The sequence below is a fragment of the Streptococcus sp. Marseille-Q5986 genome (assembly GCF_946902915.1).
Taxonomy (GTDB): domain Bacteria; phylum Bacillota; class Bacilli; order Lactobacillales; family Streptococcaceae; genus Streptococcus.
Window position 1 is genome coordinate 203247 of record NZ_CAMPPY010000002.1, and the last position, 13227, is coordinate 216473.

General features: G+C 40.7%; 2 protein-coding genes and 6 pseudogenes. 1 reads left to right on the forward strand and 7 read right to left on the reverse strand.

Features of this window, described 5'->3' with window-relative positions:
• Nucleotides 1-62 precede the first annotated feature (62 nt).
• From OVN21_RS04550 to OVN21_RS04570, 5 genes and pseudogenes are all read right to left on the reverse strand, one after another.
• Nucleotides 63-779 (reverse strand): annotated as a pseudogene (locus tag OVN21_RS04550) (carbohydrate ABC transporter permease); the annotation flags it as partial.
• Between the two features lie 344 nt (nucleotides 780-1123).
• The gene (locus OVN21_RS04555) at nucleotides 1124-1315 is read right to left on the reverse strand and encodes a hypothetical protein (RefSeq protein ID WP_267247568.1); all 192 of its coding nucleotides are present in this window, start codon (nucleotides 1313-1315) and stop codon (nucleotides 1124-1126) included.
• Nucleotides 1316-1593: 278 nt separating this feature from the next.
• A pseudogene (locus tag OVN21_RS04560) lies at nucleotides 1594-2181 on the reverse strand (beta-N-acetylhexosaminidase); the annotation flags it as partial.
• Nucleotides 2175-3384 (reverse strand): annotated as a pseudogene (locus OVN21_RS04565) (alpha-mannosidase); the annotation flags it as partial. The pseudogenes OVN21_RS04560 and OVN21_RS04565, both read right to left, overlap by 7 nt.
• A 173-nt stretch (nucleotides 3385-3557) precedes the next feature.
• Nucleotides 3558-4774: pseudogene (locus tag OVN21_RS04570) on the reverse strand (glycoside hydrolase family 125 protein).
• Nucleotides 4775-5051: 277 nt separating this feature from the next.
• Here OVN21_RS04570 and OVN21_RS04575 point away from each other — a divergent pair.
• Nucleotides 5052-7147 (forward strand): annotated as a pseudogene (locus OVN21_RS04575) (GH92 family glycosyl hydrolase).
• A 113-nt stretch (nucleotides 7148-7260) separates the two neighbouring features.
• On the opposite strand, the gene OVN21_RS04580 reads toward OVN21_RS04575, so the two are convergent.
• Both OVN21_RS04580 and OVN21_RS04585 read right to left on the reverse strand, forming a co-directional pair.
• Nucleotides 7261-12132, reverse strand: coding sequence for a DUF1542 domain-containing protein (locus OVN21_RS04580; protein WP_267247468.1), 4872 nt, complete (start codon nucleotides 12130-12132; stop codon nucleotides 7261-7263).
• Nucleotides 12133-12583: 451 nt separating this feature from the next.
• A pseudogene (locus OVN21_RS04585) lies at nucleotides 12584-12926 on the reverse strand (hypothetical protein); the annotation flags it as partial.
• Between the last annotated feature and the right edge of the window lie 301 nt (nucleotides 12927-13227).

Consider the following 13227-nt stretch of genomic DNA (forward strand, 5'->3'; position numbering starts at 1 on the left):
GACTTTTACTTCAATCACTAAGATGAAGTTGGGAAGGGAGAAACGGTATTTCTCAGCAAGTGCTATTCTTTCACACCACCGATAGTCAACCCTTTAACAAAGTAGCGTTGGAAGAATGGATATAGAATCGCGATTGGAAGAGTTGCAACGACAACCATAGCCATACGTCCTGTTTCTTTTGGAAGAGAGACTCCCAGTTGACCAGATAGGCCGACTGCTTTGGCGATGTAGTCCATATTTTGCTGGATTTGCATGAGCAAATATTGCAATGGATACAAGTTGTCACTCTTGATGTAAAGAAGGGCGTTGAACCAGTCGTTCCAGAAACCAAGAGCTATCAAAAGCGTGATGGTTGCGATACCTGGAAGTGACAATGGCAAACAAATCTGGAAGACGATCCGTGCTTCACTGGCACCATCGATACGAGCGGATTCGAGAATGGCTTCTGGAATGGTCTTCTTGAAGAAAGAACGCATCAAGATAATGTTGAATGGTGAGAGGAGCATTGGAACAATCAAGACCCAAACCGTATCACCAAGTTGAAGCAAACGAGCCACCACGATATAGCCTGGTACCAAACCAGCATTGAACAACATACTAAGAAGAGCGAAGATCGTGAAGAATCTGCGGTACTTAAAGGTTGTCCGTGAGAGGGCGTAGGCATAAGTTATCGTGATGAAGACATTAGTCACTGTCCCGACTACTGTTACAAAAACTGAGATAAAGAGCGCTTGGAGGATTTTATCTTTAAACTGAGCCAAGAATTGGAATCCATCTAAAAATTCCTTTTTAGACTTTTGATAACGATTACATTATTAGTATACTCCTATTTGAAGGCTAGGTTAGGCTACTAGTTATAGAAAAAAAACTCCACAAATTATGTAGCAGATTTAAAGCTTTATCACCACTATCAAACAAAAGACCTACAGCAATTGTCTACTTTATCGCTATTAACCTAATGATAGATACCTTGTTATGACGCGCTGACACTAAACTTTGGGACAACTGACGCTAGTATTTTCAGAAGAAAAGTAACCGTCCAATAACGAAGTATATTGAAAAATCTCCAGACTAGGGAACTCAACGATAGTTCCTAATCTGGAGACTTTTAATGGGCTTGTTATTAGGCGTTTGCTTTCAATTTAGCAAGAACCTCTTTAAGATTATCAATCAACTCTGCTTCAGTATGCTCAGAGCCTTTTTCATCTGCTAAGAAGGAATCTGCATGACTCCAAAAAAGGTTATCCATGAAAAAAGCACGAGCATGATGGTTTTCAAAATCAAAACTCCATAAAATAACATCTGCTAGTTCCACTAACGTTTTTGTTTTTGGAATCTGTATATGTCGGTAGCAACCTTTTTAAAATTTAACGGAAATGATCCAAGCTTCTACAGATGTTGGCTTTTCAGCCTCTATTTCTTTTTTTACTAATTTTAAGTGTACCATCATACCTCCAATAGCAAATCGATAGGATTGCTCTTAGGAAACATTCCCTCTCAGTCATTTTAACATAAGTTTGTCTAACTGTGATATTTAAAACTAGATAATTCTTCTGTTTCACGAGAAACACTCTGACTTGGAAAAAGATGCCTTTAAGTCGTATAAATCATCGAAGCTGTCGCAATGGTATGCCACTGATTAGCTATAGTTGCTACGAAATCCTTATCTGTGTAGAAATCAGTAAATGGTAGGATTTCAACTTCTAGCTCGTCGATGCAGTCAATCTGACCAGACAGATAATCCTCTATACGGCTTTCTGCGCGTTTGATACATTGCAAGAGTCCGCCCATACGGATATCGACTGTATCCAAGCCAAAGACCTTATTTTCTTTCAACCATTGGTAGCTAAAGAGGACATGGAAGTGTTCGATTTGGCTTCTGAGTTCTGGTAATTCTTGTCTGGTGATTTGTTGTAAACTTTCTTTATCGTTTTCTTGGTAGGCATTACGAATACGTCGTCCCACATCCACTTTACTACTTAAAATCTGCTTCAACTGATCCTGAGTTTCAAAGAGGTAAGCATAGTTTCCTGCTTTTTCTTTGATTTCAGCAAGAATCTCAGCTGCCTGAGCGAAGTGTGGTTTGTCCTGTTCAGGTGTTATGTGCTGGTAAAGGATAGGGCAGAGAACATCCTGATAAAAGACATAGCGGTTGGGGGTGATTCCACTGAGATTGCCTGGCGGAACTTTTCTTTTGGCAAATCATACTCAAAATTAGCTCCCAAATCTTCGATTTTCGCTTCTACAGCATGACCTTACAAGTCTTCGACACGGTAGCTTGGCAAAACGTGTCTCCATCTCACGGTGAACTTCGTCAATACTACAGCCATAGATACTATCATGCGGAGCATTTTGTAGAAGGACTTTCCAAGCATAGGTCAACTGGTCCTTATGGTTGTGCCCACCAGTGATGACAGTTAATGGCTCCACCACTTGTTCTAGCAGGTTGCTATTTTCTTGGAAGGCTTGTTTAAAGTAAATCCGTGATGAAGAAGTGTTGGCAAGCGCGTACCAACCATCTGTTTCCTGGCTCGTCAACTCACCTGTAACGGTTGATATCTGCTCTGGTAGGGTACTTTCTACTGCATGGACATAGTCGTCAAATGAACTATGCACAAAAGTCACATCTGGGAAGAATTCATTGGCCACACGAATGGCTTCGCTTAGATTTTTATGTACAGGCTGATGGTCACATCCATTCATCATCAACCATTGGTTGGTCGAAACGTAGTCACGCACATCTGACAGTTTTTGTTTCCAGAAAGTTAGGGTCTCATCCTTATCAACTGGGATTTCATTCCCATTACTGTACCAGTTGGCAAAGAGGATACCGAGGACACGACTTCCGTCTGCACCCTGCCAGTACATTTCTGAAAACTGAGAAGTGAACTGCTTATCTTCGAGAACTTGGTTGTCAAAGCCAATCGGCTTGACACCACGGCCAAAGGCTGCCACGTGAATGCCTGATTTTTGAAGGATTTGAGGCGCTTGTCCCATATTCCCAAAGGTATCTGGAAAGTAACCAATCTGGGTTGATTTACCCCATTTAGCAGTTTCTTGCTGACCGATAAGAGTATTGCGGACGTTGGCTTCACTGGAAATCAAATAATCATCCTGCAAGATGTAAAAGGGACCAATTTTGAGTTTGCCTTGGTCGATGTAACGTTGGACTTTGTCGCGATTTTCAGGGCGAATTTCCAAGTAGTCATCAAGGACAATCGTTTGGCCGTCCAAGTGGAAACTCTTGAACTCAGGGTCATTTTCAAAAAGATCAAAAAGATTGTCAAATAACTCCACCAACTGCATACGGTGGCTTTCAAAAGGTAGATACCACTCACGGTCCCAGTGACTATGTGAGATAATATGTACGACAACATTTTCCATGAAGTAAAACCTCATTCTAACTTAAATTTTTTAACGTTTTAAATGTAAATTTGTGATTCTGACACGAATCGGTGAAACTAAAGCGAGCTCCTTATACTCAATGAAAATCAAAGGACAAACTAGGAAGCTCACCGCAGGTTGCTAAAAACACTGTTTTGAGGTTGTGGATAGAACTAACCATACCTACGGCAAGTCGAAGCTGACGTGGTTTGAAGAGGTTTTCGAAGAGTATTAGTATCCAGGTAATCCAAGACCAATTCACAGAACATCATGTTGGCCCAAGAGAACCATTCACGTGAGTAAAGCGTTGGGTCGTCAACGTGGAAGCTTTCGTGCACGACACCTGTACCACCATCGCAGGCAACCAGCTGATCGAGTAAGAATTTCTTCACAGTCTTATCTCTTGTTGTCAATCCTTGGATAGAGAGGGCAATGGGCCAGATATAGCGATAGAAGGTATGAGAACTTCCGAGACCGCTAGCGTATTTCCTTTGATAGAAGTATGGATTTTCAGGGCTCAGAATGGTACGACGTGTGGCTTGATACACCTCATCGTTGACATCGCAGTAGCCCAGATAAGGCGCAGCCAACAAACTTGGTACGTTTGGATTATCCATGATGCTAGCATTTCCACTTCAAAGGCATAAATCTTTTCACCTTTGCTGTTAGTAGTGTAGGCGTAGTTTTCGATGCCTTCTTGGATCTCTGCCTGCAAGCGTTTAGCGTCAGCAATAATACTCTCGCTATCATCTAGGTCTAGTTCTGCAAAGATTTCTTGCACATACCCCAAGACAACTACTGCAAACATATTTGACGGAATCAAATAGCTATACTGACAGCAGTCATCACTCGGACGAAAGGCTGACCAGCTCATACCTGTCACCGCAAAGGCAGGTCTAAAGCCATCATTTACCAGAGTATCTTCCTTACGGTCTGTATCTCGAACAAAACGATAAGGAGAATGGTTGTGGTCTTGCTCCACTGTCCAGAGATGAAGAATTTCCTTAGTCTCTGCGACAAAAGTCTCATCAAATTGGCTAGTCTCACCAGTTTCCTTCCAAAGGAGATAAGCCAACTGCAAAGGGTGGCAAAGCGAGTCCACTTCATACTTTCGCTCCCAAATCCAGCCATTAAGGTCTGTGTGATCAGTCTCGTGGTGGCCCTTCCAGTTTTTCTCAATGTTAAAGGAGTTGGCATAAGGATCCTTAAGCACCAAGGTCATCTGACGTTTAACCAAACCAGCAATGGTCTGACGCAGGAAGGCATCTCTTTTAGCCACATGCAGGTAGGGTCTGAGTTGAGCTGTCGAATCCCGAAGCCACATGGCAGGAATATCCCCAGTCAAGACAAAAGTTGAACCATCTTCTAGGATCTCAACTGTATTATCCAAGGTATCTGTATAACAACGCTCAAATACATCTACCCACTCTGGATGTTCCTTGACCCGCTCTGCTACTTCATCCAGCCAGTCTCTAACAATTTCTTTCGAATAAATCATCGTGCAATTTCCTCTTTCAAACAAGTTTCATTTTCAGTATATAGCTTTTAAGGCAGAAAATACATACACAAATGATAGTCATTTTCTACAAAATAGTTATCTTTAAAACTCCTTTTCTAAAGGCCCTCTTTTTCTGATATAATGTAGAAAAACAGCTGAAGGAAATACCCTGAAACCACTACTTGAAACCATCGATACCCGTTTTGGCACTGCCAGCAAGCATGCCTTTCTCGGGGAAATACCCTGCCTTATACAGGCGTGCCTTTTGGGATGAATTACTTTGTGCCCCAGACCAGCGACCAGGAGGGTTCTTGGTTTTTCGATCCGCATTTGCCCATCTTTCAGGGGATTCGATTAACCCACCAGCCCAGTCTTTGGATTGGGGAACTACTCTTGGCTCCTTCTGACACCTATCACCGGTCAACTTGGGGGAGACAGCCTCTTCCATCGCCAGCCTTCCTATGATAGGGATAAGGCTACTTTCCAGCCTCATTATCTAAAGATTTTCTCCCTTCGCTATCAGATTGAAATCCAGCTTACCCCGACTTGCTACGGCGCTTCTATTCGTTTGGAGCAAAAGCAAGGCAAAGCCCTCTCCCTCTACCTTCACGCAGCAGATGAACTGACAGTAGAACAAGTAAATAAGCGGACTCTTGCCCTGCGACAAGAAGGTAAAACTGAAACCAACAAAAATCCACTGATACTGTTCACTGCCCTGCAAATGAATACGGATATTCTTGCTGTCAGCAAAGAAGATGGAGACTGGCGAATTGACTTAGCAAACAGTCATGCAGATATTCAGCTAGCGACTTCTTTTATCTCTCCTTCTCAAGCTCTGATTAATCTACCTCAAGAAGATTTTAATAGCTGTAAAGAAAATGCCCAAGCGAACTGGGAAAATTTCCTCCATCGTTTTGACATTATAGAGACAGGAGAGGCTGACCGAACCTTCTTTGACCACTGCCTCTACAGACTCTTCCTCTTCCCACCAACTTTTTATGAGGTTGATGAATCAGGGCAAGCCATCCATATGGACCTGGTTACTAGTACTGTCAAGCCCGGTGTCCTCTTTAGAAACAATGGTTTCTGGGATACCTTCCGGACTACATTTCCCCTCTTTGCTCTTATCATACCAGAGCATTATCGTCTCTTTTTAGAAGGCTTTCTCAATAGCTACCGCAATACTGGATTCCTTCCAAAATGGCTAGCCCCTGATGAACGGGGTATGATGCCAGCTACACTTTTAGACGGTATTATCGCAGATAGCGCCTGCAAGGACATGGCCCCCGACCTAGAAAAAGAACTGCTCCAAGCCATGCTTGAAACAGCCAGCAAGTCCGACCCTCTCGGCATCAATGGTCGTCACGGACTAGCCCAATAGCAAGAACCAGGCTACCTCACTACCGACCACCACGAAAGCGTCAGCCATACCCTAGACTATGTCCATAGTGATTTTTGCATCGCTAGCTGTGCCGAAAAACTAGATTAGAATGACATCGCGGAAACTTATAGAACTGCATCACAAAATTACCGCCATCTATTTGACGCAGATACAGGTTACATGAGGGCGCGAGACAATCAAGGCAACTTCCGCCCTGACTTCTCTCCTTATAGTTGGGGACGTGATTATGCCGAATGTCCAGCCATTCAAGCGACTTTAGGCGTCCTCCACGACATCTCAGGCTTAATCCAACTTATGGGTGGAAAAAAGCCTTCAGCAACTATCTTTTGAAAACCTGTCAGGACGCTCCTCTCTTTGAAACCACCGGCTATGGTTACGAGATTCATGAAATGAGCGAGATGGCAACAGTTCCCTTTGGACAACTCGCTATTTCTAACTAGCCTAGCTTTCACATCCCTTATCTCCTTCGCTACAGCAACTACCCAGACTACACTGCCCTTCTCATCAAAACCTTGCGTCAGAAAGCCTTTCACCCAAGCTGGGAAGCCTATCCTGGCGACGAAGACAATGGCAGTCTCTCTGCTTGGTACATCTGGTCGGCTCTCGGATTTTATCCAACCTGTCCAGGCAAACCCAGCTACGACCTCGAAATCCCTCTCTTTGACCACCTCCGTATCTACCTGGCTAAGAAAAATAAATGGCTGGATATCCATGCCGAGCAAAACCACAGCCACTTCAACTTTGTCAAAGAATGCCGATTGGACAAGACCATAGTATCTAGCATCCAACACCAAGACCTCTTGAAAGCTGAGCAACCGACCTTCACCCTCAGCTGCTTGCCAAGCCAGCCGTCCACTTCCTGAAATGCAAAAATCTCCTAGCAAGCTTTCCTGCTAGGAGATTTTCTTATGAGAGGTACTTGTTTAAGCTTTAAAAATCGGATTTATCATCTGATGTTTATCAAACAATCTATCAATTAAGCTTCTTCGTCTTCTTTACGACGACCTGCAAGACCAAGACCAAGTAATGCACTTGCTGCAGCTGCTACCATAGCTACGGTAGAATCTGCTGTACCTGTATTTGGCAACTCTTTAGATGCTTTACGCGCATTTGCTTGTGCTGACGCTGTTTGACTAGCATTAGCTGAACTTCCATTGTCTGTAGAAGGACGTTGTTTAAATATGTCTTTACTTACGATTGTGTAAACTTTACCGTCTTTAGTAATTACAGTTGCATCTCCTGCTTTGTCGAAGATCACTTCTACTACATCAGCATTTACTCCTTTAATCTTAGCTTTTGCAGCTTCTTTTTCTGCATCTGTTAAGTTATTGAGATCTACTACTGTTTCTTTTTCGAAGTCAACGTTGGTGTTTTCACCATTGTTCTTAGCTGCAACATCTTTAGCATCTTTAACTAATTGAGCTGCTGGAATTGTTGCTGTCTTACCTTCTGGAGTTGTTACTGTCGCATTTCCGTTTTCGTCTACTACTACAGTTGATCCTGGGTTGACTGCTTTAATTGATTCTTTAACTTTTTCAATTTCATCAGCTGTTAATTTAGCTTTATCTCCAACTAACACTCTAGTTGCTGGTGTGTTTACGTTGTTTCCTGCTTCTGGCTTAGCTGCGTCTTCTGATGATTTAGTTAAGTCTGATGCTGGAATTACCGCTGTTTTTCCTTCTGGTGTTGTGACTGTTGCATTTCCTTTGTCGTCTACTACTACAGTTGCATCTGGATTTACAGCTTTAACTTTGTCTTCGACCATTTTCTTCTCTTCTGGAGTTAAGTTAGCTAGATCTTGAACCTCTGTCTTAGCCGCTGGTGTGTTTACGTTGTTTCCTGCTTCTGGTTTAGCTGCGTCTTCTGATGATTTAGTTAAGTCTGATGCTGGAATTATCGCTGTTTTTCCTTCTGGTGTTGTGACTGTTGTATTTCCTTTGTCGTCTACTACTACAGTTGCATCTGGATTTACAGCTTTAACTTTATCTTCGACCGCTTTCTTCTCAGCATCTGTAAGTTTTTCTGGATTTGCTACTACAGTCTTATCTGCTGGTTTAACGATGTCGTTGCCTGCATTTGGTTTAGCTGCGTCTTCTGGCGATTTGAATAAATCTTTAGCTGGAATTGTTGCAGTAGTTCCATCGTTTAAAGTAACTGTTGCAGTTCCTTTATCATCAAACTTAATAGATTTAGCTTCTGGGTTGAGTTCTTTTAATTTCTCTTCCACTTTAGTTTGTGCAGCTGGATCTGTCGGCTCACCAACCACTTTATCTGCTGGTTTAACAATTTCACTGTTTCCAGCATCAGGTTTAGTTGTATCATCTTTAGTTCTTACCAATTCAACTGCTAGAATTGCTGCAGTTTCTCCATCTGGAGCAGAAACTGTAACTGTTCCTTTATCGTCAATTGTTACGACAGCATCTGGATTTACAGCTTTAACTTCATCCACCAACTTAGCTTTTTCAGCGTCTGTTAGGTTAGCTGGATCTTGAACTACAACTTTATCAAGTGGTTTATTAATATCATTTCCACCTTTACCGTTATCTAAGTCGACTTCAGTTTTCACTAATTTAGTTGGAATAACAATCCCTTTGTCACCATTTTCAGTAGTAACTTCAATATTGCCTTCTTCGTTATATTTAACGTCTTTGGCTGTTGGGTTAACTTTCTTAACTTCTTCTAAGATTTTAGCTTTTTCTTCATCTGTTAACTTAGCTGGATCTTGAACTAGAGTTTTATTAACTGGTTCTTTAACTTCATCAACTGCTTTAATCGCTGCTTTATCAGCTTCTTCAATCTTATCAACATCTGTTGCTGATGTAGCTTTATCTACTGCTTTCTTAGCTTGATTTGCGATTGCATCTACTTCAGATTTTAGATTTTCTTTAGCTTTAGGAGTTAAGTCTGTACGTGCATCAATTGCTTCTTTCTTAGCTTTTGCTTCGGCTTCAATTGCTTTACGTGCATTTGGCTTATCTTCTACAACTGGTACAGATTTGTTGATTTCTTCTTTAGCTTCAGCTTGAAGTTTTTTTACTTCTGCATCTGTTTTAGCATCATCAATTGCTTGCTTAGCTTGTTCTGCTAAATCTTTAGCTGCCTGAACTACTACTGCTTTTTCTTCATCAGTAGCATCTGGAGTGTTAGCAATCTCTTTTAATTGTTCAGCTAATTTATCATCAATTGCTTGCTTAGCGGCTGGTTTAGCTACTGCTTCTGGGTTTACAGCTTTAACATCTGCTACACCTTTTTTACCTGCATCAACCACAGCTGTTTGAACTGCTGGTAATGCTTTTGGATCATCAACATTATCAGGTTGCTCATCAATTTTCGCTAATTGTGCATCTGCTAATTGCTTAGCTTCAGCTTTAGCTTTAGTTTTTTCTTCTTCTGTTAAGTCTTTACGACCGTCGATTTCTGCATTTTTTGTAGCTAATTCATCAGCAATTGCTTTCTTAGCTTCTTCTTTTGCTACTGGGTTAACAGCGGTTACATCTGCTATACCTTTATCTTCTGCATCATCCACAGCTGTTTGAGCAGTTGTTGCTTCTTCTGGTGTATCAGTAAAGTTTGGTTGCTCATCAATTTTCGCTAATTGTTTATCTGCTAAGTCCTTAGCTTTGTCTTTAGCTGCTAATACATTTGTTACAGTTTCTTTTGCTAGCTCTTTTCCTACGGGATTAACTTTATTAAGTACGTCTCCAATTTTTCCTGCTGCAGTTGCAACAGCTGCATTTGTTGGTGCTGCATCGATTTGGGCTTTAACTTTATCAGCTTCTTCCTTAACTTTATTAAGTGCATCAGCTTTTTCCTTGTCACTTAAGTTAGCGTTTTTGTTGATTTCTTTTTCTTTAGCTTTAACAGCTTCGTCAATTGCTTGTTTAGCTTCTGGTTTTACAGCTACTACAGGATTATCATTTGCGATCGCAGTTGTTCCTGCGTTTTGTGCTTGTGTTAGAGCATCCTGTGTTTTAACAGCATCAGTATTAATTGCATCAAGAGCTGTTTTCTTATCATTGTTTACTTTTTCAATAGCTGCTTGTTTTTCTTCTTGAGTTGCGTCTTTATTACCATTGATTTTTTCAATTTGTGCAGCTGCTGCTTGTTCTACTGCGTTAATAGCAGGTTGTTTATCCAGTTTTACAACATTTGTCAAAAGAACACTATCAGTAGATCCGTCTTTATAAGTAACGACAAGCTGATTACTTTGTTTTGCTACAGATTGAATGTAGTTTGATGCATTTTCTACTTCTGTATTATTTTTATCTGACAATCTTGCATCATCAGCTGTGCTATATTTAATCTTGATATTCTCTTTAATTTTAGCAAAATCAGCTTCAGTTAGATTATCTACATCAGAAACCGCGATTTTATCAGCTTCGTTTGTCTGACTTTCAATATCGTATTTTTGAGTTTGTTCACGAACTACAAGTTTGAAAGCTCCTTCTTGAAGAAGATTAGTATTCTGAAGTGGTGGGGAAAATACTGCCCCCTCTAAATCTTCAGCTACTAGGTATCTTGTCATTAATGTTCCTACAAATTTTGGTTGATCTGGAACATTTACCGTTCCCACAATTTTCGTAATAGCTGGACTATCTGCTGGTGCATTAATACCATTAGTATCCGTCTGTGAGGTCATAGTTAAACCATAACTATTTACAACTTGTCCTTGTGCGGCACCAGAATTTCCTACAATACCTTTCGCCTGTACTATACGAAGATCCTTAATTTTTCCACTGTCGTCTGTAACACCAAATTCAAGATTTGTTTCTTCACCTTTATAAACATAGATTTCTTTTGCAGTAGAGAACGGAATAATTCCTTTGGGTCTTACATTCAGAACTTTACTTTTTTCAATTGTATCTACAGAGCCGTCATTATATGTTACAGCAAGTTTTGTAGAATCTGTTGGAGACACTACTACTTCTTTAATCAGTTGAGAAGGGTTGTTAACATCTGTTCCCGCTAAGTCTTGCAAACGAGCATCAGTATTCGTTTTAGAGTACTCTAATTGTAATCTTGATTTAATTGTTCCTAACTCATCGTCTGTAATGTTATCAATATCATTAACAGTGATACGTTTAGAGCCCGTTAAATCTTTAACATCATACTTTTGAGTTTGTGGTTTAAGCATGACACGGAAAGCGTGATCGTTAGCTACTTCGTTTCCAGAACCAGTAAAATCTGTTCCTTCCGTATCCCTAACTCGCACATAACGCCAACCGAGAACCATACCTGTAGGGCTCTCCCCTTTTGTTGCTGCGTCTAGTCGATCTTTTGATAAATCATCTACTGCTGCTGGAGTACCTGAGTATCTGATAACCGCTGGTGTCGCTTCCGAAGCTGGTGTTTCAGTTGTAAACTCATTTGCTGTATATCCATACTGGGTATTGATTTTATCAGTTTCACCTGCTACAGGATTAAATAGCCTATTACCCCCTTGTAGCACCGTAGCTGCCAAAATCTTATCCGCATCGTCTTTTATTTTAATATCAAATGAGTTTTCTTCTGCTCCATAGACATAGATTTCTCGTTTAGCTGCATCAGAGTATGGAATCTCTACGGTCGGATCAACGTTTGTGCGAGCAACAGTTGAAAGTGGAGTTTTATCTGTTGCTTCTGTTCTAAACGCATTATCTTTACCTTCAGTTGGAGTTACTGACGGAGCAGCAGCTGTTTCTGGCTGGATTTGATCCGCTTGAACAGATACAGCTCCATTACCTAAGAACATGAAGAGAGCAGCGACCGCTACACTAACCGCTCCAAAACTATATTTACGGATCGAGTAACGAGTGACCTTCTCACGGTGCAGACGTTCAACACGACTCATAGATGGTTTGTTTGCCATTATTTTCTCCTTTTATCAGGTCAATTGATTTGATTTTCACATGACACCTGCATACAAAAATCCGACACTTATATTTTACCTTATTTTCAATATATATGCAAATGATTTTATTTGAAATTTTCGCAAAAAAAAAAAAAACGTCTTGGGAAAGCGAGGACTTTTTGCACAAATTCATTTAGTATATTTTCCCGTTTTTATAAATAAATAAGTCGCACATTTTTATAATGAATTTACTTTTGTTTTAATTCCATTCACAAAGATAGCACATTCATATAGGAGTGTTAGTAAAATAAATAAGTTTGAAGGGTGAAATAAACTATTTCTACACCGCATAAGAAAAAATTATTCGTAAAAAATATGAACCAAAAATAAAACATACTACCTCATTTCGGTAACATGTCATTATTTTCTCTTACAAGGAAGCCTCAAACTCAGCGACAGTCATGTCCAGTTACTGGCTAGCAACTTCAGAATTCAGAAGACCTTGGCGAATCATATCTAAAAAGTAACGAGTTTCCCACGTTCAAGTTCCTGTTCAATACCTTTCTCAAGCCCTCAGATCGACCGCGTTCTAGTCCTTTTTCTTCAGCTTGTTCCAAGGCGTAGTCCTGCGCTAACAAGGCTTGTTCTTCTCGCATACGTAGTTGGCTAAACATTTTTCTGCCATCCTCGGACCAGCTCTTATAGTCCAGCAGTTGGTCTGCCTGGCTAATAGCTCGCTCGAGTTACTGAGTAAAGGGCTTGTTTCCAAAAAACTCCAACCAGGGCTTGCGAATCTTGTCTTTGCTGCTTTCCTCAATTTGAAATTGAAAGACTTAAATCTAGTCCGGTTAAGTCACATCATGCCCACCTAGTTTCAGGTGAAGTCAAATCTTAACTTCGTAAAGGAGAGGCACTTTCTCTACATGAAACAATAGATAAAGTCCGTCATCTTATTAACAACCTTATCCACAGTTTGTGCATAAGATTGTTAATAAGTGATACCTCTTTTCATAAATCTATTCTGATCCAGTCATCATTCCTCAAAAATTATTTTTTATTACAATGTATGAATGGCTGTTCGACTGACTGCTACAACTTATCCGTCAAAAGATA

Excerpts from the sequence above, each read along its gene's own strand:
- OVN21_RS04580 (WP_267247468.1), bottom strand. The coding sequence starts at position 12,132 with ATGGCAAACAAACCATCTATGAGTCGTGTTGAACGTCTGCACCGTGAG.